18 protein-coding genes and 1 pseudogene are annotated in these 22,208 nt (G+C 52.7%); 18 read left to right on the plus strand and 1 reads right to left on the minus strand.

Going from position 1 to position 22,208, the window contains the following annotated elements:
* Window positions 1-72: 72 nt before the first annotated feature.
* Window positions 73-1,335, minus strand: a complete 1,263-nt coding sequence (locus ACSPHG_RS08960) for a dicarboxylate/amino acid:cation symporter (protein WP_435953125.1) — start codon at window positions 1,333-1,335, stop codon at window positions 73-75.
* A 417-nt stretch (window positions 1,336-1,752) separates the two neighbouring features.
* Between ACSPHG_RS08960 and ACSPHG_RS08965 the strand changes: the two genes are divergently transcribed.
* The 18 genes and pseudogenes from ACSPHG_RS08965 (at window position 1,753) to ACSPHG_RS09050 (ending at window position 22,207) form a co-directional block, all read left to right on the plus strand.
* Window positions 1,753-2,319: a Csu type fimbrial protein gene (locus tag ACSPHG_RS08965; RefSeq protein WP_435953126.1), complete on the plus strand. Its 567-nt coding sequence runs from the start codon at window positions 1,753-1,755 to the stop codon at window positions 2,317-2,319.
* Between the two features lie 106 nt (window positions 2,320-2,425).
* Window positions 2,426-2,899 (plus strand): Csu type fimbrial protein, encoded by a 474-nt coding sequence (locus ACSPHG_RS08970; protein ID WP_435955983.1) that lies wholly within the window; start codon window positions 2,426-2,428, stop codon window positions 2,897-2,899.
* Window positions 2,900-2,914: 15 nt separating this feature from the next.
* Window positions 2,915-3,664, plus strand: a complete 750-nt coding sequence (locus ACSPHG_RS08975) for a fimbrial biogenesis chaperone (protein WP_435953127.1) — start codon at window positions 2,915-2,917, stop codon at window positions 3,662-3,664.
* The gene (locus ACSPHG_RS08980; protein WP_435953128.1) at window positions 3,640-6,045 is read left to right on the plus strand and encodes a fimbria/pilus outer membrane usher protein; all 2,406 of its coding nucleotides are present in this window, start codon (window positions 3,640-3,642) and stop codon (window positions 6,043-6,045) included. The genes ACSPHG_RS08975 and ACSPHG_RS08980 overlap by 25 nt, the downstream gene beginning before the upstream one ends.
* Complete coding sequence (locus ACSPHG_RS08985; protein WP_435953129.1) at window positions 6,038-7,009, plus strand: Csu type fimbrial protein; 972 nt, start codon at window positions 6,038-6,040, stop codon at window positions 7,007-7,009. The genes ACSPHG_RS08980 and ACSPHG_RS08985 overlap by 8 nt, the downstream gene beginning before the upstream one ends.
* 417 nt (window positions 7,010-7,426) lie before the next feature.
* Window positions 7,427-7,921 (plus strand): type VI secretion system contractile sheath small subunit, encoded by a 495-nt coding sequence (gene tssB / locus ACSPHG_RS08990; protein ID WP_435953130.1) that lies wholly within the window; start codon window positions 7,427-7,429, stop codon window positions 7,919-7,921.
* Between the two features lie 30 nt (window positions 7,922-7,951).
* Complete coding sequence (gene tssC / locus ACSPHG_RS08995; protein WP_435953131.1) at window positions 7,952-9,499, plus strand: type VI secretion system contractile sheath large subunit; 1,548 nt, start codon at window positions 7,952-7,954, stop codon at window positions 9,497-9,499.
* 13 nt (window positions 9,500-9,512) lie between these two features.
* The gene (gene tssK, locus ACSPHG_RS09000; protein WP_435953132.1) at window positions 9,513-10,862 is read left to right on the plus strand and encodes a type VI secretion system baseplate subunit TssK; all 1,350 of its coding nucleotides are present in this window, start codon (window positions 9,513-9,515) and stop codon (window positions 10,860-10,862) included.
* On the plus strand, window positions 10,859-11,548 hold the full coding sequence (gene tssL / locus ACSPHG_RS09005) for a type VI secretion system protein TssL, short form (RefSeq protein WP_435953133.1): 690 nt from the start codon (window positions 10,859-10,861) through the stop codon (window positions 11,546-11,548). The genes tssK and tssL overlap by 4 nt, the downstream gene beginning before the upstream one ends.
* Window positions 11,548-13,227, plus strand: coding sequence for an OmpA family protein (locus ACSPHG_RS09010; RefSeq protein WP_435953134.1), 1,680 nt, complete (start codon window positions 11,548-11,550; stop codon window positions 13,225-13,227). The genes tssL and ACSPHG_RS09010 overlap by 1 nt, the downstream gene beginning before the upstream one ends.
* Window positions 13,228-13,651: 424 nt before the next feature.
* A complete protein-coding gene (locus tag ACSPHG_RS09015) occupies window positions 13,652-14,470 on the plus strand; it encodes a lysozyme inhibitor LprI family protein (protein ID WP_435953135.1) in 819 nt (272 codons plus the stop codon).
* Window positions 14,471-14,728: 258 nt separating this feature from the next.
* The gene (locus ACSPHG_RS09020; RefSeq protein ID WP_435953136.1) at window positions 14,729-17,086 is read left to right on the plus strand and encodes a type VI secretion system Vgr family protein; all 2,358 of its coding nucleotides are present in this window, start codon (window positions 14,729-14,731) and stop codon (window positions 17,084-17,086) included.
* 6 nt (window positions 17,087-17,092) lie between these two features.
* Window positions 17,093-17,428: a hypothetical protein gene (locus ACSPHG_RS09025; RefSeq protein ID WP_435953137.1), complete on the plus strand. Its 336-nt coding sequence runs from the start codon at window positions 17,093-17,095 to the stop codon at window positions 17,426-17,428.
* 21 nt (window positions 17,429-17,449) lie between these two features.
* Window positions 17,450-17,638: pseudogene (locus ACSPHG_RS09030) on the plus strand (DUF3828 domain-containing protein); the annotation flags it as partial.
* A gap of 73 nt (window positions 17,639-17,711) precedes the next feature.
* Window positions 17,712-18,182, plus strand: a complete 471-nt coding sequence (locus ACSPHG_RS09035; RefSeq protein ID WP_435953138.1) for a DUF3828 domain-containing protein — start codon at window positions 17,712-17,714, stop codon at window positions 18,180-18,182.
* 342 nt (window positions 18,183-18,524) lie between these two features.
* Entirely contained in the window at window positions 18,525-21,098 is a 2,574-nt protein-coding gene (locus tag ACSPHG_RS09040) for an N-acetylglucosaminidase (protein WP_435955984.1), read from the plus strand.
* A complete protein-coding gene (locus ACSPHG_RS09045; RefSeq protein ID WP_435953139.1) occupies window positions 21,095-21,880 on the plus strand; it encodes a hypothetical protein in 786 nt (261 codons plus the stop codon). Before ACSPHG_RS09040 ends, ACSPHG_RS09045 begins: the two co-directional genes overlap by 4 nt.
* Before the next feature lie 63 nt (window positions 21,881-21,943).
* Window positions 21,944-22,207, plus strand: coding sequence for a PAAR domain-containing protein (locus ACSPHG_RS09050; protein ID WP_435953140.1), 264 nt, complete (start codon window positions 21,944-21,946; stop codon window positions 22,205-22,207).
* Window position 22,208 lies beyond the last annotated feature (1 nt).

Here is a 22,208-nt window from a genome sequence, read left to right on the forward strand (position 1 = left end):
TATCCGCCCTACGATTAAGCTGTAGCTGTAGGGCGGATAAGCCTGCGCCATCCGCCGTTTAAACCTTATCGGTCAGGCCTCAATCTCTTCCCCAATCTCAACCTGCTCCTTCATCTGCCCCTCGTTTTTCGACAGCATCGCCGTCGCCACGCCGTTACCCAGCACGTTAATCGCCGAGCGGCCCATGTCCAGGAAGTGGTCGATACCCATCAGCAGCAGAATGCCCGCCACCGGAATATTGAAGCTCGGAATGGTGGCCGCCAGCACGACCAGCGCCGAGCGCGGCACGCCCGCGATGCCCTTCGACGCCAGCATCAGGGTCAGCATCAGCACCACGATCTCCGAGAAGCTAAGGTGGATGTTGTAGGCCTGGGCGATAAACATCGAGGCAAACGAGCAGTAAACCATCGAGCCGACGAGGTTGAACGAATAGCCAATCGGCAGCACGAACGAGGCGATGTTGCGCGAGCAGCCGAAGCGGGTGAGCTGGTCGAGCGTTTTCGGGTAGGCCGCCTCGGAGCTGCTGGTGGTGAACGCCACCAGCACCGGATCCTTCAGCATCGCCAGCAGGCGGAAAATCTCGCCCTTGAGCACCATGTAGCCGACGCTAATCAGCACCAGACAGGTAAGCACAATCGCCAGATAATAGCCGCCGATAAACGACGCGTAGTTCAGCAGGATGCCCAGTCCTTCGGTGGCGATCACCGACGAAATAGCGGCGAAGATCGCCAGCGGCGCAACGTACATCACGTAGCCGGTCACTTTTAGCATGATGTGGGAAACCACATCCAGCGCCGCCACCAGCGGGGCGTTAAACTTCTCGCCAAGCGACGCGCCCGCGATACCGAAGAACAGCGAGAACACCACGATTTGCAGGATTTCGTTATTCGACATCGCCCCGGCGATGCTGGTCGGGAAGGTGTGGGCGATAAAGCTTTTCAGCGACATGCCGCTGACCGCAAGCCCGGTCTGCACGTCGCCCTGCGGGATTTGCAGGTTCATGCCCGCGCCCGGATGCTGCAGCGTGACGATGAACAGGCCCACCAGAATCGACAGCACCGAAGAAGAGACAAACCAGACCATCGCCTTGCCGCCGACGCGACCGATGGTTGACGTTTCGCCCATGCGCATAATGCCCACCGTCAGCGTGCTGAACACCAGCGGGGCAATAACCATTTTGATGAGGCGAAGGAAAATATCCGTGAACAGCGTGATGTTGTCTGCGTAGCCTTTGACCGTGTCGGCGGCGGCGTATTCATGAATTGCCGCACCGCTGAGGATCCCCGCGATCATAAATAAGATAATGAACAGCGTGAGTTTGTTTGAGCTTGCCACTTACGTAATAACCCCTGTCGTGATTTTAATTAACAAAAAAGCAACTTATTGAACCATATGTAATTTTTATAATTGTCCAACAAATATTCACGGAATAAATTGAAGCAAAGCGGAAGCCAATACAACTATTTTTTACTCTTTATGATTTTTGTTAATAAAGAAACATTAACGGATAAGTGTGATGTATCTCACGTATTAATGAATATATCTGTTTCGCGTTGCATTTACCCTCAGGTCAATCAAGGTTAATTTATTGATAGTTAAGGTTTTATGCTGTCAATACGCCATTCGTTTGGTTGTTACCCGTCGCTCTGGTTAATTCCAAATCCCTAAACTAAATTTCTAATTATTAGTGAGTTAATGTCACTAAATGTCTCGGGCGTTGACCCGTAACGTATTCAGGTTGAGGACGACACTATGAAGAAAATCGTGATTCTGGCGCTGTGCGGGAGCAGCCTGTTGGGCATCAACGCGGCGCAGGCGGTGACCAGCAGCGGGACCATCGGTGCGACCTTAACCCTCACCAACGGCTGCCTGATCAACGGCTCGCCCGCGCAGAACGGCATTAACTTCGGTACGCTGAACTTCGGCACCAGCCCGGCGACCTTTTCAACGCTTACCACCACGCTGACCGGCGCGTCCGGCGGCAACAGCTTCGGCATCCAGTGCACCAGCGGCGCGACCTACACCGTCCAGGTGACCGGCAGCACTAACGCGGCGCCGGGTACCATCGTCGGCACGCCGGGCACGCCGGCCCGTTATCTGGTTAACACCGCCGACGCCACTCAGGGCGTGGCCTATAGCATCTACAGCGACAGCGCCTTCGGGAACGTTATCGCCAACAACACGGCGATTCCCAAAGCGTCCACTACCGCAGGGGTGGATAACTACATCGTTTATGGCCGCATTCAGGGCGGGGGGAACAGCGTGACCGTGGCACCGGGCACCTACACCGACACCATAAACGTGAGCGTGACCTACTGACGCTTCGCTTCATTCGTTCATAAAAGAAAGGTTATTACAGGCAGCCGCGACTGCCGAGGGCTTCGCTTTGCTTAAAATCCACGTCCTTGCGCTATCTGCGGTACTTATCGCCTTGCCCGCCGCCGCCCTGACGGTGACCAGTCGGACGTTTCAGGTGGGGGCAACTATCACGCCGGGATGCTCGGTGAGCAGCGGAACGGGCGGGGTATTTGGCACCTTTAACTTTGGCAGCCACAGCGGCGTGGAGAGTGGGATTGCCAGCGCGGCGTTCGTGCCTAACGGCTCGCTGGCGCTGGCCTGCACGCCGGGCGTGGCGCTCAGCATGGCTATCGACGGCGGGCAGAATTACACCACGGTGCGCCGCCTGAAGCGCGCGGGCAGTACGGACGCGGTGCCGTATCGCCTTTACACCACCAGCTCGCTGACGGCGGCGAGTGAAATTTTGCTCAACCAGCCGGTGTCGGTGACCTACAGCAACAGCAATAACATCACGCTGCCCTTATACGGCGCGGCGCAGCTCACCGGCTTTAGCCCGGCGGGCACCTATACCGACCAACTCACCGTGACCCTGTCATGGTAATCAGGGAGAAGCGAGATGAAGCAGTGTATAAGGCGCATCGGCGCCGCCGTTGGCCTGCTGGGCTGCATGCAGGCCGGGGCCGCCAGCAACGTGCTGATCTGGCCGATTGACCCGTATTTAGCCGCCGATGCGAACGCGGCGGAGCTGTGGATCCAAAACCAGGGCACCGAGGCCACTACCATGCAGGTGCGCGTGGTGGGCTGGCAGCAGGAAGGGGGGCACGAGCGCTATCAGCAGCAGCAGGACGTGGTCGCCAGCCCGCCAATCGTAAAAATTAGCGGCGGCAGCAAGCAGCTGATTCGCCTCATTAAACAGAAAACGGCGCCCGTGGGCCAGGAGCAGGCCTACCGCATCGTGGTGGACGAAATCCCCCAGCCGACGGACGACAGCAGGCCGCAGATGGGGCTGAAGCTGCAGATGCGCTACTCCATTCCTCTGTTTTCCTACGGCGCGGGCATTGCGACGCAAAAAGCCGCCAGCCACCATGCCAATACCGATCCCACCAAACTTGCCTGGCGCGTTATCAGCGACGGCGGCAAGCCTGCGCTACAGGTCAGCAACCGGGGTAACGTTCACGTGCGGCTCAGCAAAGTCACCCTGAGCCAGGGCGGCCAGCAGCGCGTGCTGGCGGACGGGCTGATGGGCTACGTGCTGCCGAACAGCGAGCGGGCGTGGCCGCTTCCGGCCTCGTTTACGCGCCCGACCCGGCTTACCGCCTCGATCAATGCGCCAGATGATGTATGGCAATCCGCTCCGGCCAACTGACCCGGTTACTGCCGATGGCGACGCTGCTGATCTCTTTATCACCCGGAGCCTGGGCCGAAGAGGGGGACGATGCGCTGCCGCCTCCGCCGCAGGCACCCGAGGCCGACGCCGCGGCGGTTTTTCACCTGTCGCTGGTTTTTAACCAGTGGGACAGCGGGCAGGTGGTGCCGGTGACCCAGCGCAACGGGCAGTTTTACGTCGCCAGCGCCGATTTACAGCGCGCCGGGCTGCCCGGCGACAGGCTCCCGCACGGCAACGTTAACGTATCCGCGCTCCCCCTGGTGAAAACCACCTACGACAGCGCCGGGCAGCGGCTGCTGCTCAACGTCCCGTCGGACTGGCTGCCGAATCAGGCGTATGCGCTCGGCACGCGCGATCCCCGGGTTCAGCCGCTCGGCGGTACCGGCGCGCTGTTCAACTACGACATCTATGCCAGCAACACCCAAAACGGCGGCAGCCAGGCCTCGGCGTGGCACGAGCTGCGCATGTTCAGCGGCAGCTATAGCCTTTCGAGCACGGGCATTTTTCGCGAGAATTTTTCAGGTTCCGGCAGCGGCGGCAATGAAGGCTACCGCCGCTACGACACGACGCTTACCGGCACCGACGAAAACGACGTGGTGAGCTGGTCGGCGGGGGACGTGGTGAGCGACGCCCTGAGCTGGAGCAGCAGCGTGCGCGTCGGCGGCGTATCCTTCGGGCGCGACTTTTCCCTGCGCCCCGACCTCATCACCTATCCGCTCCCGGCGTTCTCCGGCGAGGCGGCGGTGCCGTCCACCGTGGACGTGTTTATCAACGGCTACCGCACCGGCAGCACCCAGCTCCAGCCGGGGCCGTTTACCCTCACCAATATGCCGTACGTCAACGGCTCCGGCGATGCGGTGCTGGTCACCACAGACGCACTTGGCCGTCAGGTTTCCACCACGCTGCCGTTTTACGTTGCCAGCGAACTGCTCAAGCCCGGCCTGAGCGACGGGGCAATCACTCTCGGCAGCCTGCGCCGGGACTACGGCGTGGAAAACTTCTCCTACGGCCCGGCGGTCGCCAGCGGCTCTTACCGCTACGGCGTTAACGAATACTGGACGCTGGAAAGTCACGCGGAGGGCGCGCAGTCGCTGGCGCTCGGCGGGCTAGGCACGTTGGTCAAACTCGGCAGCCTGGGCGTGGTCAACGGCGCCTACTCCCGCAGCGAAATGCGCGGCGCGGGCGGGCAGCAGGTGAACTGGGGCTATCAGTACAACACCAGCTGGTTCAACGTCGGCACCCAGCACAGCCACCGCGACCGGGGATTTGGTAACCTCGCGCTCTACGACTCGCCCGATCTGTACGACGACAATCATCAGCCCATCGCCAGCCTCAGCCGCAGCACGGATCAGTATTCGCTCTCCTTTAATATGGGCCGCTACGGCAACGTCGGCGCGGCGTGGATCGACGTGCGCAGCTTCGATGATGAAAAAACGCGGCTGCTTAACCTGTCGTGGAGCAAAAACCTGTGGGGCAACAGCAGCTTTTACCTGGCGGCAAGCCACGATCCGGACGCCAGCGGCTGGTCGGTCGCGCTGTCGCTCCAGGTGCCGTTCGGCACCCAGGACAACGTTGCCCTGAGCGTGGAAAACACCCCGGACGCGGGCAGCACGCAGCGCGTCAACTACAGCCACGCGATGCCCAGCGAGGGCGGATTCAGTTGGAACATGGCCTACGCCCACCAAAGCCGGGACGACGACTATCAGCAGGCGACGCTGGGCTGGCGCAATAATAAGGTCGAACTGCAGGGCGGGGCGTATGGCCAGCGGGATAGCTACACCCAGTGGGGCGAAATGACCGGTTCGCTGGTGATGATGGACAATGCGCTGTTTGCCGCCAACCGCATCAACGACGCCTTTGTGGTGGTCAGCACCGACGGGCACCGCGACGTGACGGTCAACTATGAAAACCAGCCGATGGGCGTCACCGACGATAAGGGCTACCTGCTGATCGGCGGCGTGTCGTCTTATTACCCCGCGAGCTACAGCATCAACACGCTGAATCTCCCGGCGGACACCGCGCTTAAGCAGACCGAGCGGCGAATCGCCCTGAAGCGCCATTCGGGATATCTGCTTGATTTCCCGATGGAGCAGCAGCGCGTGGCGAGCGTTATTCTGCACGACGAGGCGGGCAGGCCGCTGCCGGTATCCAGCCAGGTCTATCGCGCGCTGCAAACGCCGGTGCCCGTGGGCTACGACGGCATCGCGTATCTGGAAAACCTGAGCGACGTTAACACGCTGACGGTCACCACGCCGGAAGGCAGGCTGTGCAAAACCACGCTGACGCTCGGCAAAACCCGCGACCACAGGCTGAATACCTACGGCCCGCTGGTCTGCCGCTGGGAGCGTGGCAATGGCTAGATATGCCTGGCTTATCGGCCTGATTTTGCTCTGCGCGGCCTCGCCGCTGCGCGCCGCCTGCACGCTGAGCGGCTCAAACACCGGCGCGTTCGGGACGCAAAGTTCGTTCGTGGTCAACACCACGGTGCAGTCCACCTCGGCGACGTTTTCCCTAAGCTGCGATACGGTGCTCAACCTGCTGACATCGGATAGCGTTACGCTGACCTATCTGGGCGCAACCCCTGCGGCGACCGGCACGCGCGCATCGCTGCGGCGCACCGACCAGCCGGCAAATACCGATAACGTGCCGGTGGTGGTCTGCGGCCAGGCGGCGTGCGCGGGTAACAGCGAGGTGGCGGTCGGCGGCACCTACGTCTGGAGCGGCTCAACGCTGCTCGGCCTGCTGACCAGCAAGCGCTACGACCTGCCGATCTACTACCGCACCGTGGCCGGGCAGAACGTCAGCGCCGGGCCGTATCAGGTGGTGCTCAATTTCCGCATCGACTGGAATATTTGCAGCCTGGGCGTGGCGGTTTGCCTCGCCTACCAGTCGGGCAACGGCTCGCCGACCACCACGCTCACGCTTACCGTCACCAATGACTGCACCGCCATTACCGCGCCCGCCGTCAGCTTCGACAGCGCGCCGCTGGTGCAAAACTTCAAGAGCGTTTCCCAGACCGTGGGTGTCACCTGCACCAAGGGCAGCAGCTATACGGTGGGGGTGAGCAACGGCAATAACGCCAGCGGTTCGCAGCGGCGCATGGCGAGCGGCGCAAACTTTATGAGCTACGAGATCTACAAGTCCAACGGCACTGACCGCTGGGGCAGCGTCGGGGCAGAGCGCTGGGCAAGCGCGGCCTCTTCCGCCGTCAGCAGCGACGGGCTGCTGCGCAGCTATAACTACGTCGCGAAAGTGTTAACCACCCAGACGACGCCGCCCGCCGGGAGCTACACCGACACGCTGGTGGTGGATATTGCTTTTTGAATCAGGGCTTTTAGTGATCTTTATATGCAAGGCTTTATCGGTTTTGATTCATAAAAATCATGTCCATTAAAAGATAATGTGATAAACAGCGTATTAATTGTAAGATTTATTTTCAGAGTGCTATTTATGGCATGAATTATTTAGACGTTATATGCGCCTTAGATATGCGCTTTAAACGCTAATAAATATGTGGTTTGAATAATTAACAACGGAGCGCCTTGCAATAAAAGAAAGTGTGAAAATTATTTGCGGCATGACTCCAAATTTTTATAAATCGCCCTAAGAATAGCCTTATTTATCTGACCTGGCTGAAATGCTATCTTCCTCCGACATTTCTTTCCTGTTTTAACGTTTGGATCACTGAGCGCGTTTTCTGCCGTCTGTGATTTGCCCCGCACGTCATAAAAGGAGTTGGTTGTGTCAAGCTCGTTTCAGAATGAAATACCTAAAGCCCGTGTCAATATTAAGTTAGCGTTGCATACCGGCGGTGTGCAGAGGCGTGTTGAGCTGCCGCTGAAGCTGGTGGTGGTCGGCGATTACAGCAACGGTCAGGAGCACCGCCCGCTGTCAGAACGCGAAAAAATAAACATCAATAAAAATAACTTCAACAGCGTTCTTGCTGAATTTAATCCCTCCTTAAACATCACGGTAAAAAATACGCTGGCAGGTGATGGCTCTGAAGAAAATATCCGTCTCGCGTTTTCAGAAATGAAAGACTTCGAGCCGGAGCAGGTTGCCCGTCAAATTCCCCAGCTGCGCGCCATGCTGGCCATGCGTAATCTGCTGCGCGACCTCAAGTCTAATCTGCTGGATAACGTAACTTTCCGGAAAGAGCTCGAAAGTATTTTAAAAGATCCATCCCTGAGCGACGAGCTGCGCAAAGAACTTAATGCCCTGGCGCCGAAGGCCTGACCCCTCTCTTTAATGGATTAATGCGAGACAATGCTTATGTCAGTGAAATCAAAACAAACCTCTTCAGGCAAAACTACAGTGTTGGAACAGCCGCAGACTGGCGGTGTCTATGCTTCGCTGTTCGAGAAAATCAACCTGACGCCGGTTGCCAGACTTGGCGACCTGAATGACTTCCAGGACGGTTCCGCCCTCGCCGACGTGACCGCTGACCAGCGCGTTACTGCCGCCGTGCAGGTGTTCCTTGAGCGTCTGAAGCAGTCCGGACAGGCCGTTGAGAAACTCGACAAAACCCTGCTCGACCACCATATCGCCGAGCTGGATTACCAGATAAGCCGCCAGCTGGACGCGGTCATGCACCATGATGCTTTCCAGCAGGTGGAATCCGCCTGGCGCGGCCTGAAGTCGCTGGTGGACCGCACCGATTTCCGCCAGAACGTCAAAATCGAAGTGCTGGACGTCTCCAAAGACGACCTGCGTCAGGACTTCGAGGACAGCCCGGAAATCATCCAGACCGGCCTGTATCACCACACCTACATTCAGGAATACGACACCCCGGGCGGCGAGCCAATCGGTGCCGTCATCTCCAACTATGAGTTTGACGCCTCCGCCCAGGACGTGGCGCTGCTGCGCAACATCTCCAAAGTTTCTGCCTCCGCGCACATGCCGTTTATTGGCGCCGTGGGCGCTAAATTCTTCCTGAAAGACTCCATGGAAGAAGTGGCGGCCATCAAAGACATCGGCAACTACTTTGACCGTGCCGAATACATCAAGTGGAAATCCTTCCGCGATACCGATGATTCCCGCTACATCGGCCTGACCATGCCGCGCGTGCTCGGCCGCCTGCCGTATGGCCCGGACACCGTGCCGGTGCGCAGCTTCAACTATGTTGAAGAAGTCAAAGGCCCGGACCACGAGAAATACCTGTGGACCAACGCGTCGTTTGCCTTCGCCGCCAACATGGTGAAAAGCTTCATCAAGAACGGCTGGTGCGTGCAGATCCGCGGCCCGCAGGCCGGCGGTGCCGTCACCGATCTGCCGATCCACCTGTACGATCTCGGCACCGGCAACCAGGTGAAGATCCCGAGTGAGGTGATGATCCCGGAAACCCGCGAGTTCGAGTTCGCCAACCTCGGCTTCATCCCGCTGTCGTACTACAAAAACCGCGACTACTCGTGCTTCTTCTCCGCGAACTCCGCGCAGAAGCCCGCGCTGTACGACACCGCCGATGCGACCGCCAACAGCCGCATCAACGCGCGTCTGCCGTACATCTTCCTGCTGTCGCGCATTGCCCACTACCTGAAGCTTATCCAGCGTGAAAACATCGGCACCACCAAGGACCGCCGTCTGCTGGAGCTGGAGCTGAACACCTGGGTGCGCACGCTGGTCACCGAGATGACCGATCCGGGCGACGAGCTGCAGGCCTCTCACCCGCTGCGCGATGCGAAGGTGACCGTGGAAGACATCGAAGACAATCCGGGCTTCTTCCGCGTGAAGCTGTACGCCGTGCCGCACTTCCAGGTGGAAGGCATGGACGTGAATCTGTCGCTGGTTTCGCAGATGCCAAAAGCTAAAGGATAAGGTGGTTGCAGGGATGAAAATTTACCGTCCACTGTGGAACGAGGGGGCTTTGCTGTCCCCTCAGCAGTTCCAGCAGCAGGCAGAGTGGGAATCGTTTCGCAGTGCCGGGGTGTCGGCACTGGCATCTCCTTTCCCATACGGAATAGAAAAAGTCGAGTTTGACGACAGGCTGCTTTCATCAGGGCTTATCCAGATTTTGCAGTTGAGGCTGTGGCTTGAGGATGGCTCTCTTATTGATGCACAGAGCAGTGAGCTGCCACCCGTTCCCCGGGAACTGGACGCAGCGCTACTTGCAGGCCACGATGTAGTTACCGTGGTCATTGCGCTGCCGTTGATGCAGCCCGGAATAACCAACGTTCAGCAGGAAAGCGTTATTGCCGACAGGCCGCTTCGCTATCGTGAGGAATGGGTGACCGTTCAGGATGCTTTTGGCGTTGAAGAAGAGTCCATGGCCGTCGCCCGGTTCAATTATTCCATCCGTTTTGCCCATGAAAGTAATGAGTCCTGGAAAACCTGTCCGGTCGCTCGCCTTATCAGAGACGGGCAGGAGGGATGGCGTCAGGATCCGACGTTTATTCCACCGCTGGCATTATTTTCAGCAAGTCCGTCGCTCCGTGAGCGCCTGGTCTTACTCAATCGTCAGCTTCGCTCCCGCCGCCAGCGTCTGATGTCGATGCGTCGTGAGAGCAACGAGCGTCTGGCTGATTTTGCGGTTGCAGACGTTTCTCTTTTCTGGCTTTTAAATGCGCTGAACTCCCACGCCCGCGTGCTGGCAGAGTATGAACGTTTCCCGGCCCGTCATCCCGAACTCGTATGGGCAGAGCTCGCACGTCTGGCTGGCAGCATGCTGACGTTTTCTCTGGATCACGACCTTGATGCGATCCCGGGTTATGACCATGCACAACCGGCCAACGCTTTCCCGCCATTATTTGAGCTAATCACCGGTTTGCTGGAAGCCAGTCTTCCATCAAGAGTCATCGCACTGGAAATGTCGCGGCCTGATGAACAGACATGGAAAGCAAGCCTGCACGATATACGCCTACGTGAAGAAGCCGACCTGTATCTTTCCGTCCGCTCCGACGTTCCGGCCTGGCAGATTGCCGAAAGATTCCCGGCACTTTGCCAGGCAGGGTCGCCCGATGAAGTGAATGAAATTTACAGCGCCGCACTTAGAGGGATCCCACTGATTCCTGTAAGCCGAGTCCCTGCCGCACTGCCTGTGCGTATGGAAAACCAATATTTCGCGCTCGATATGGAAAGTGCTGCCGCCCGTGAGATGCAGGAGCAGGGCGTATGCATGTTCTATGTCCCTGCCCTAATGGGAACACTGGAACTTGAACTCTTTGCGGTGCTTCGCTCATGAGACAAGACATTGATATTGACCAGCTGATGGCAGAAACCTGGCTTACTGTCACCATGCTGAAGAAGGGGGCCGTCACACCTGACGGCACGGCTCTTTATGAGAAATGTGTCAGACAGGTTGAAAGCGTTCGTGAGGCGCTGGAGCGTGCCGGGTATGACGATGACAGTATCGATCATATTTCCTATGCTCAGTGTGCCCTGTTGGATGAGGCCGTGATGGGGCGTAAAGCTGAAAAACCGGAAGATAATGACGAGGTAACGCTTGATGCGGGTCAGTTAGCCTGGCGTAAAGCACCGCTACAGGCAAGGTTCTATGGCTCCCTTTACGCCGGTGAGGCTTTGTGGGACCGCATTGCCGAAATACTGCACCAGCCAGCACCCCTCGATGCGGTCCTGATTTGCTTTCACCGTGTAATCGCACTGGGTTTTCAAGGGCAATATAGCCTTAAGGCGGTTAGCCAGACGCAGCGTGATGAAGTGATCAAAGCCCTTTCAGAGCGTGTTCCTCAACCCGATGCGGGACTCTCTCTCGTGGTTCACCGGACGGGCAAACATCGTTACAGCCTGATGCGTTCGGTCTGGTTCTGGATTGTGCTGGCGGTTCTCCTGACTGCGGCTACCTGGTGGGGTGGGCATCTGTGGCTTCAGGCGCTGCTGTCTGCGCAAATTCCGGGGCTGACACCGTAATGCGTAAATCAGTCATCGTATCGGTTGTTATACATACTCTGGCAGGCGCTGCGGCGCTGCTGTGGCTGCTCTGGTATTTCATCCCCCTCAGTAACGCATTGAAGAGTCTGGCAACGGTCGTCCTATTTATTGTGGCTGGCTGGACTGTCTGGAAAAACTGCCGGTATAGCACGCCGCAGTCTGACGAAACCGAATTATCGGTCGAACTGCCGTTACTCGATACCCAAGGACCGATTGTTCTGGTGTGTGGCGATGACCTTGAGGCGTTATTTCAGGGGCAACAACTCAGGAAGACCGCGCAAGGATGGTGGCACTTGGTTGGCGATGTCAGCCGGTTAACGGATGTTGTGCGCAACATACTGATGCAGCAACCCCGTCAGGCCGGACAGCTTTCGGTGATGTATAGGTGTCTGCCCGACAAACATCAGGATGAGCCAGTTCTGCGATCTTCACTGAAAACACTCCGTCAGCAGGTTCGTCAGATGAAAGCACTGACCGGATTTACGCTGCCGGTGGTAGTGAGCTGCGAGTTTTCAGGGCCAGTGACACCCTGGGTGATTGTTCGCGGAGACAGTCCGGTAGTGTGTTCGTCAAGTGAGCCACCTCAGGCATTGGTGGACTGGCAGCAGACGGAAAATAATCTCGTGGTTCTCCCGGTTCTCGGCCAGGCATTCGCTTTTATCCGGGAGACATTACTCGATGAACTGGATAAGGCTGACCGGCTCATCCCTCCCGTTCGCCCGTTCGCCGTGACATTACGCCTCGGTGCAACCATGCCTGAAACTCATTCACTCTGGTCTCGCTGGTTGTATTTACGTTCCTGTTTGCAGTTGTCATGCGCGGTCGCAGCCGACGATGCAGCCAGCCGTTTTCCCGATGCGGTTCTGCCGTTGCTTGCTCCTTTTGCCTCCCCGACTCAGGGGGGTCAGCGTACCCGCAGCCTGGTGATGTTGGTGTGGCTGTGTGCCCTGGCCGCGCTGGGCTTTTCTGCATGCAATAACCGGGACTTGATCCGGCAGGTCAGTAACGATCTCCAGCGTTGGTCCGCTATTCCAATGGATCATTACGTACCTAAAGCACAATCACTTGCGGTGCTGAAACAGGATGCTCTTCTACTTGAACGCTGGCAGCGTCAGGGTGAACCCATCCGCTACAGCCTTGGCTATTATCCCGGACAGCGTCTGTGGTTTGCCCTGCAACGGACAATTGATACGTATCTTCCTCGGCCGACTCCTGCACCCAAGCCTGTTCCAAAAATTGTCCGTCTTGACAGCATGTCGCTGTTTGATTCCGGAAAAGCACGTTTGAAAGACGGCTCGACCAAAATCCTCGTCAACGCGCTGGTGGACATTAAAGCCAAACCGGGCTGGCTGATCGTCGTTAGCGGTCACACGGACGACACCGGCAGCGTGTCGCTCAACCAGTCACTTTCACTGCAAAGAGCGGAATCCGTTCGCAACTGGATGCGGGATACGGGGGATGTGCCGGAAAGTTGTTTTGCGGTGCAGGGGTACGGCGACAGCCGTCCGATTGCTTCTAACGATACCCCTGAAGGCCGTGCGCATAACCGGCGTGTGGAGATCAGTCTGGTGCCGCAGGCAGATGCCTGTCGTCTGTCAGGCAATAAGACTGCATCACAGGGAGAAGTTGGCGTTGTGACACAAGAAATGGAGAAATAAAAACGTGGTAACTGCAGCCTATATGTGGCTGAAGGGTGTCGGCAGCATCATTCATTCCGACACCAGCAAAGAACGTACTGCCGCGTAAAGCCCAAACGGGCTGATGAAAGTCATCCCGTAAGGTGGATTTTGTCGTTATCTGCCCGGACAGCTCCACAAGTTACTTTGAGCACTAACCTGCAACCTTATGCGCTTTGGTCTCCTAATCAAAAGGAATAGCGATGGGCGGTAGCGTGCCCTGAATCTGAGATAACCAAGCAAAGTGATGCAGGTCAATCGGTCGGACATTCACGCAGCATAAACAAGTCATCGAATGTTAGCCGGTTTCCCTTTGGCTGCCGCAGTGTGAAGAAAGGCGTCTGTCGGGAAACTATTCATCAGTTCAATATTTTTTATAGTTGAATAAAATTAAGGAACAATAAATATGTATAAGAAGTTTATAGCAGTATCAATTCTTTCATTGTTATCTCAGGGGGCTTCTGCGGGCTTATTTGACTCAAATGACTTTAAGTGTGGAAGAGAAGATGCGAACAATGCCATCCTGAAATATATTAAGGATGAAGCGTCAGGGGTACTGCAGAGTAAATATCTTGCGGCCGGGAAAAGTGGATTCAGCAGGTCGCTAAATGACTATCAAGGTGAACTTGATGCAATAAATATCTCTGCTTCAAACATTTCAACGATGCGGACTAAAGATGATGAGTTGAGCTGTAGCGCGTCCATTTCCTTTAAAGTCTCACCCGCAACGCTTACTGTCATTGGTGATGATCCAACAAGGCTCTATCGTATCACTCAGGGAAGTGGGAAGTTTAATAATGGGAATGTAGTCTGGAAGAATGTGACGTATCAACTGAAGTTGGCAGATAACGGTAAAGATATCCAGCTGGATAACTTAAGTAACTATAACGAGATTACGCTTTCCCTCTATCAGTCATCCCTGATGGGGGTCGATAAAGAGACTATTATTCAAGGGAATGGTCAAAGCAGGGTGGTGATTGCTAAGCATAAATACGATGAATCCGACATTTACTTGAATCAGGTTTGGAAAGGTCTTCCTGAGTCCGCAAGAAATTCAATGCGTCGAGAACAGGGGGTGTGGGTGAATCAGAAAGCAGCTAAATGTGGGAAGTTATCTGACGCAGAGCTCTCAACTACGCCTGCGGAACAACGAGTTAAAATATACCAATGTCAGGAAAAACTCACGCAGGAACGTATCGTTTTTTTAGGTGGTGAAGAAGAGTGAAAGTTTTGATGCCATAAGAATTAAGCATCATCTTTATTTTTATTTTTTAGCGTCTGAACTTGTTTGCAAAACGAACGTTATTCATTATTGAATGAGGTTGTCGGTATATTGTCGATATTTGATTTGTAATTTCTGATAATAAGTGTTGGAAACGGATTTCTTAATTCAGCACCTCTAAGTAATGCGTCAATACGTATCGATAAATTCTGGAGTGGCTCAACTACTTCAAAGGATATTTATATTTAAAGGATTCCTGGGATGAATGGTTCTCTGGCAAATATTACTGAGGGATTGGCTCGACGACTGCCTGGTCAGTCCCGCTACTGGATGGATGTTCATGACTGTGCTGAATTTCTTGATGTCCTGAAATTCAATTCGGTCGAGTCGTTGAGCCAGCCATGGCGTTATGACATCTCCGTTACCTGTGCAACAAAGGATATCAACAGTGCGACGTTACTGTTAAAACCCGCATCTTTTACGCTCCAGACGCCGGTGTTTACCGAGGCTCCCGCTATCCCTGTGCGTACTGTCTATGGCGTGGTCGAGTCGTTTAAACGTATTTCCACTTCAAAAGAGGATACCGTTTACGCCCTGGCACTGGTCCCACGCATAGCCTTGTTAGCGCATACGAAAGGCAGTGAGGTTTTCCTCAATCAGTCTGTTACTGAAGTTGTCGAGCAGGTATTACGTAAGCACGGGCTGGAAGGGGCGGACTTTGAGTTCCGCCTGTCCCGTGAGTACGCAGCCCGTGAGCTGATTACCCAGTGGCGGGAAACCGATCTGGAGTTTGTTCAACGTCTGCTGGCCGAAGTGGGTATTTTCTGGCGCTTTGAAATGGATGCCCGTCTTGAACAGGACGTGGTGATTTTCCAGGACACCCAAGAGCACTACCAGTTTGGCGTGACCCTGCCGTTACGCAACCAGGCAGGGATGAGCGACAGTGGGCAGGAAAGTATCTGGGATGTTCACACGGCTTATCACGTTGTCAGTGGTAGCGTGGCGACTCGGGATTACAATTACCGCGATGCACTCACGCCTAAGGACAGCACGGAAAGCATTAGCAGCTGTGAGGGTATCACGACAGGTGAAACCTACCATTACGCGGAGCCGTTCCTGACGGAGGGCGATACAGAAAGCACCGAAACCGGCGCTTACTTTGCTCGTCTGCGCCACGAACGCATTCTGAATGCGCAATCGGCCGTCAGCGGGTGTACCTCCAGTCCTCATCTGGCCCCGGGGCAGGTTCTGGAAACTGATGCCAGCCTGCCGGATGTCGTTAATGACGGCATTGTTATCACTACGGTACGCTCCAGCGGCTCGCGTAAAGACAGCTTCCAGATGACGTTTGAAGGTATCCCGTACAGCGAGACGGTCTGTTACCGTCCGGCACTGCTTAACCGGCCGGTCATTTCCGGTTCACTGCCCGCCCGTGTCGAGAGTTCCCAGAAAGGTGATACTTACGCCTGGCTTGATGACCAGGGGCGTTACCGTGTGAAGCTGGACTTTGACCGTAACGGCACCGAACAGGGCTATGCCTACCTTTGGCTGCGGATGGCAAAATCCTATGCCGGTGATACCTACGGCTGGCATGCGCCGCTCCTCGATGGCACCGAGGTGTCGGTGGTATTCGACAGCGGCGATCCGGACCGCCCGTATATCGCTTATGCCCAGCATGACTCCGAACATCCCGACCACGTCACCAGCGGCAATCACACGAGAAACATCTGGCGGACCCCGGCCAACAACAAGATGCGTATGGAAGACAAGCGGGGCGAGGAGCATATCAAACTTGCTACTGAACACGGCAAAACCCAGCTGAACATGGGCCATCTGGTCAACGCCCAGCGTGAACAACGCGGCACCGGCTTTGAGCTGCGCACGGACGAGTTTGGTGCGGTACGTGCGGCCAAAGGCATCTTCCTGACGGCGGACGCACAGTCAAAAGCGCAGGGGGCGGTGCTTGAAATGACGCCTGCGGTTAATCAGGTGAACCAGGCCAATAGCCAGATGCAGTCCCTGAACAGCGCCGCTGAAGCAGCCGGTGCGCTGGCGTCCGATATCGATACCCAAATAAACCTTATGACAAACCGGCTCAAAGACCTCCAGTCTGCCGTGCTGCTGGCAACCGCTCCCCAGGGCGTGGCGTTTACCTCCGGTGAACATCTCCAGATGAGCAGTACGAAGAACACCATGATTAACGCTGGTCAGCACCTCGATGTAGGTGCCATGAAGAACCTGTCAGTGACTGCGGAAAAGGCACTGGGTCTGTTTGTCCATAAAGAGGGTGCGAAGATTGTTGCCAACCAGGGGGATGTCGAGATTCAGGCGCAGCACAATACCCTGGCGCTGTTCTCGCAAAAGCAGCTGACGGTGACCAGTAGTGAAGACGAAATTATTATTAGTACGCCAGAAACACTGACGCTGAACGGTGGCGGGTCGTATCTGAGGCTGAGTAAGAACGGGATTGAACACGGTTCCTCCGGTGATTTCATAATGAAGACTTCAAACTATCTTGTACCGGGTACCGGCGCAAACCTTCCCAATGAAACACCCAATTTCAGCCTGACGGATATCACTCAGGAAAGCAAAATCAACAGCAAATCTTTCAATGACTAAGGGCTGATGATGGGTCCATTAATTCCTCATATGCGTAATGTGTTTTTATTTGCATTTTTGCTTTGTTTATCAAATTTTACACTGGCATCCGAGCAAACAAGCCCAGAAAGCATCGTGTACAATTTTTATAAGTCATATTTGAAAGAAGAATCATCGGGCAACAGTCGATTTCTCAGCCAATATGTTTCTGATGAATTAATGAAAAGCATTAACGACTTAATGATGTGTAATTATGATTCTGATGATTCAGTGTCGGCAGAAGAACTCGAAAGGAAATGTTCACAAAAGCGCGAATGCAAGCAGTTTAAAGGGCGTTATATTTGTAACTGGCATGGTGCTTGAGTTGATACTGATGTAGATTATTTTTCAAAATCACAAGATATTTATCCTTCATGGAAAGCAAGTATAAGTACCTTTGATGTATCTCAGAAAAAGAATGACTCTTCAGTCAACGTTATTTTAGGCGCGGGTTCCGAGCCTAAAGTTAAATTTAAGGTTGTTCTGGAAAGAATTGATGGGAAGTGGAAAATAACCAGCGTAACGGAACAATAATAACGTGGTCATTTACTAAATTTCTCACCTTGACTACTCGTACAAATACCAATATATCTACGGAGAGACGTTCATGTTGAAGAAGATTATTTTTGCTTGCTGCTTATTCTGCGTGGCTAATATAGCCTCAGCTTCAGCAGGCAATAGTTCAATGCCTGGGGAAATTGTTGAAAATTTTTATCATAATTACCTTGTCGCGTCTGAAGTACCTGATATGGAATCAGCTGATAAACTAACTCAAAAAGCTATTTTTGAATATACAACTGAGCATCTAAGAAGTCTGCGGGATAATGATGAATCGGGTGGTGATTATTTTGTCGATGCTCAGGATATATGTGAAGAATGGAAAGACAGCATTAATGTGGAAACTGTTTCAGAGAACGACCAAGTCGCACAAGTGAAGCTAACATTAGGATATGGTAAGGGCGTATCTCTGTATGCCGTTAACCTGGTTAAAGAAAACGGGAACTGGTTAATGGATTCTGTTAAGCCCATATCTCATAGTAGTATTTATTGCCCTCGACAAGCAGAGGGGGGAGAATAAATGCTGGACAAGAATGTCGCAGTTAGTGTTTTAAACACTCAAGCCCTGACCAGGGCGAAAATTAACGCTGAAAATTTCAAAAATGGCATAGATAAAAAGCTTAAATATGGTGAGTCAAAATGTGCCCGCTATGTTAAAAAAGCATTAATCGCTGGAGGGGCATCTGCAAAAAATTCAGGAATTGAATCAGCTAAAAATTACGGCCCGTGGCTGCTTGAAAATAACTTTAAAGTTGTGGATAACGCTACAACAGTGCGTACTGGCGGTGTATTCACAATTTCTGGTCAGCAAGTGGGGGATGTTGTCGTAATCCAGGCAGCACCATATCATGTGCATGGTCATATGGCGATGTTTAATGGTACACATTGGGTATCTGATTTTGTCCAGGAAAGGGGGTTCTATCCTGCCCAGATATATCGTGATCAAAACATCCCCTATGCACTTTATCGTTATGGCGATAATACCACATCAGAGCAGAACGCCTCGGCTACCCAAAAAGGAAAAATTAAAATTGTTTGGCCTATTCCCTCTAACAACCGAGGCAGTGAATTTGGGAGCCAGGAGGATATCCTTTCACATCTGGGTGGGGAGTCAACCGGACAATACGCGATTGGCCGTAGCGGGATGTGGCATGGCGGTATACATATCACACATGCAACGACCCCTTGGTGTGCTCTCAGTGGCAAAGCCCCTCTGGAGGCATTCGATTTCCCGGTTGCTTTTAAAGGCGAGCAGGCTGTGCGATGCATGGCTGACGGGGAAGTGGTTGCTTATCGTATCTGCAAGGATTATCTGACGCTAGCATGGGAATCCGGTCCGCTGAACTTTTCCGGCTCGTTTGTACTGGTGAAACACTACATTCAACCGGGTGAGAAGGAATCCAGCGGGCTGCATTTCTATACCCTGTATATGCATCTTGCGCCGTATTCAGCCTATGAAAGTGCCAAAAAAGTCCACTGGGTAACTCAGGATACGCTCTCTGGTTATTCAGAAGCCGACTGGTTGATTATGGATTTGAGCCGCAGCGACCAGAGGCCAGCGAGTGCAGGCAATGTCAACAAAGGGACTCCTGTTACCTGGGATGCCTCAGATACATCCCTCACAGCCACCCAGGGGGGACGTACTTATGGACTGGCGACCCTGAATGCGGATAGCGGAAAACTGAAATCGGGCCAAAGAGTCTGGATGCTGGTCGACAATAACAACATAAAACCGGCGCCAGGAAGTGGTCCTGGCTGGTGGGATCAATTGGTTCCACCAGCAAAAGAAGTCATGGTATTTGATAAAACAGTTAGTCTCAGTTCACCTCTCCCAATCAAGGCCGGTGACTCGATTGGGCATATGGGCTACTATCAGGCCCCAAAGGATGGGGGATATGAGGCGAGATATCAGGTGCATATTGAATGTACCAGCATGGACGATAACCTGGAAAAATTCCTGACCAATCCAGAGAAAGTGGGGGAGAAAAACCCACTCTGGCTGAAGTATTCTCCTGGCCTTGCTCTGTACACAAAAGACGTCGCGAAAGGCACCTTCTCAAAGGGAGCGACGTCAACAACTCGGACAAACATTCTTCCGTTGAACAAAGTCACGGTAGAAACGGATAAATCAACAAAACAGGAATACTGGCAGCTGCGGCCTGAAAATGCCTACGTGCCCAAAGGCCAGGCGGAGCCCCAATTACTGTCACAGTATGATCTGGCAAAGCTGGGGTTCAAAACTGAGACCTCAGAACCGGTCAGCTTTGATTACCTGGATGGAAAAAACCAGCCTGTTGGTTTTTTCCGCAGTCTTTTCAACTCACTTTACGAGGCTGCGACCGGTGATACGCGAACCAGTCATGCCCTGGTTAAGCATAATTATCAGCGCCTTCTTGATAAAATTGACAGTGGAAGCGACCGTTACTCTCCTATGGAATACTGGAGAGCACTTCATAATCCCGACTATCGTGACGTCATTCAAAAAACAATAGTAAAACATCCCAGCGACTGGTACTTCAAAAAAGGCGATGCTATCTGGCAACCTTTCCTGAATGCGCTGAAGAAAGACGCCCCTGAATGGAAGAAATACAGTGAAGATTTTCTCGACAATATGGCCTGGATGCAGGACGTAAATAAAGAAAGAAAAGAAAAAATAGGGCCTTCGCTGTGGCATATGCATCCATTGCAATTCTTAGGGTGTTTGAAACAAATTAGCCGCTTTACTTATATTTATACCAATTATGATTGTACATTAGATGATGCGATAAGTAAGCAAATGGCGTTAACTGGTGGCAATCGTCCGGTTTACGGCAACACGGGTTCAGTTACCAGAGCACAGGTCCGTAATTATATGAACCCTGGGCAACATATGAATGGTGCTGATATTTATCAATTTGTTGACCTTTCAGCACCTTCTGGTTTGACTGAAAATGACCTTGCAAAAATATTAGAAGGCAAAGGAGTCCTCTCAGGAAAGGCTTCCATATATTTGGAGGCGGCTGCAAAATATCACGTAAGTGAAGTATATCTTGTATCACATTCTTTACTTGAAACCAATAATGGTAGAGCCTCATTTGCGAATGGTAGCAAGGAATACAATGGACGTACTGTATATAACATGTATGGAATTGGTGTTTTCAATAACAACCCTCAAAATGGCGTAAAATTAGCCTACAATAAGGGCTGGTTTTCTGTTAATGAAGCCATTGATGGCGGAGCTAGATGGATATCCGAAAATTTCATCAACAAAAAAGGGATCTCAAAAAACACTCTATATAAGATGAGATGGAACCCCGCAGCCCCTGCGACAGGTCAATATGCTACGGATATCAACTGGGCATTAGCCCAAAAAAATGACATGAAAAGAATGTTTGATTTATTTCCTGATGCGAATATTACTTTCGACATACCAGTTTACAAGGATTCTTCATTGTGAAATTCAATTCTTTAATGGTTCTTTTTTTATTGTCAGGTTCTGCACTTGCAAATTGCAACGAAAACTGGGAACAAGCTTCTCGGACACAGTTCGTAAACAAAAGCACCGTTCAAAATAAATCTTTTTTTTATTCTGCTCCATCCGAAAAGCACAAATTACCAGACCTCTTTCTAATTAAAGGCGATGATTTTAATACTTACTTAAAAAGTAATGATTTCACTTTTGGAACTTACACCAAAAAAAATGGTTCTGTTGTAATCGGCTGGCTAAAGTCTGAAACATTAGATACAGCTTCAACTAAATCGTCACATTCTCTACCGGAAGTGTCAAAGTTTGACTTTGTCATTATTTCGCCATATAAAAATATCGAGCTAGGTAGTTCATATGAGCAACTATATAAAACATGGGGAGACTGCGAAGTAAATAAACAACCTGACATTGGAATTTTAGGGAATTTCATTACTGTAGACAATGAAACGTATAAATACTTCGATAACTTCTGGAGTGGATTTACAATCCGCTCATCAAACATCAACTACCAGCAAACAGGCAGTGATTACGACTCGTATAGAATAACGACAATTACAGTCAACAGCAAAAAATACATGACCAGTAGAGGTATTACCGTAGGGGATACGACACAAAATATAATTACTGCCTATGGAAATCCTTTGAAATTAGACAAGAATAAAATGACATATAAATTTAAAAACAACGAACTATCATTTGATATCAAAAATAATGAAATCAAAGGCATAGTGATGGATGAAAAAGTAGAGTGACAGACCCAAATTAGCACGTAATTTTCTTCTATATAACCTAAATGAACATTATGAGGTTAATTTATGCTTCAAATTATCCGTAAAGGCGATAAAACTACCCACGGTGGTTCAGTACTGACCGCCTCAGAAACGATGAAATTCGGCGGTATTGGCGTTGCCCGTAAAGGCGACAAAGTGTCCTGCCCGATTCCGGGACATGGCCCTACAACCATCGTAGAAGGAAACCCTGATTACCTTGATCATGGTATCCCGGTTGCCTTTCACGGCCACAAATGTGCCTGTGGTTGCACATTGATCAGTTCATTTGCCGCAGCAAAGGTTGCCTGAT

It is taken from the genome of Dryocola baronae, from assembly GCF_051297175.1.
In the GTDB taxonomy this organism is placed as follows: Bacteria; Pseudomonadota; Gammaproteobacteria; order Enterobacterales; family Enterobacteriaceae; genus Dryocola.

Coding starts and splice junctions, on each gene's coding strand:
- ACSPHG_RS08965 (WP_435953126.1), top strand. CDS start 1,753: ATGAAGAAAATCGTGATTCTGGCGCTGTGCGGGAGCAGCCTGTTGGGC.
- ACSPHG_RS08975 (WP_435953127.1), top strand. CDS start 2,915: ATGAAGCAGTGTATAAGGCGCATCGGCGCCGCCGTTGGCCTGCTGGGC.
- ACSPHG_RS08980 (WP_435953128.1), top strand. CDS start 3,640: ATGGCAATCCGCTCCGGCCAACTGACCCGGTTACTGCCGATGGCGACG.
- ACSPHG_RS08985 (WP_435953129.1), top strand. CDS start 6,038: ATGGCTAGATATGCCTGGCTTATCGGCCTGATTTTGCTCTGCGCGGCC.
- tssC (WP_435953131.1), top strand. CDS start 7,952: ATGCTTATGTCAGTGAAATCAAAACAAACCTCTTCAGGCAAAACTACA.
- tssK (WP_435953132.1), top strand. CDS start 9,513: ATGAAAATTTACCGTCCACTGTGGAACGAGGGGGCTTTGCTGTCCCCT.
- tssL (WP_435953133.1), top strand. CDS start 10,859: ATGAGACAAGACATTGATATTGACCAGCTGATGGCAGAAACCTGGCTT.
- ACSPHG_RS09010 (WP_435953134.1), top strand. CDS start 11,548: ATGCGTAAATCAGTCATCGTATCGGTTGTTATACATACTCTGGCAGGC.
- ACSPHG_RS09015 (WP_435953135.1), top strand. CDS start 13,652: ATGTATAAGAAGTTTATAGCAGTATCAATTCTTTCATTGTTATCTCAG.
- ACSPHG_RS09020 (WP_435953136.1), top strand. CDS start 14,729: ATGAATGGTTCTCTGGCAAATATTACTGAGGGATTGGCTCGACGACTG.
- ACSPHG_RS09025 (WP_435953137.1), top strand. CDS start 17,093: ATGATGGGTCCATTAATTCCTCATATGCGTAATGTGTTTTTATTTGCA.
- ACSPHG_RS09035 (WP_435953138.1), top strand. CDS start 17,712: ATGTTGAAGAAGATTATTTTTGCTTGCTGCTTATTCTGCGTGGCTAAT.
- ACSPHG_RS09040 (WP_435955984.1), top strand. CDS start 18,525: ATGGCGATGTTTAATGGTACACATTGGGTATCTGATTTTGTCCAGGAA.
- ACSPHG_RS09050 (WP_435953140.1), top strand. CDS start 21,944: ATGCTTCAAATTATCCGTAAAGGCGATAAAACTACCCACGGTGGTTCA.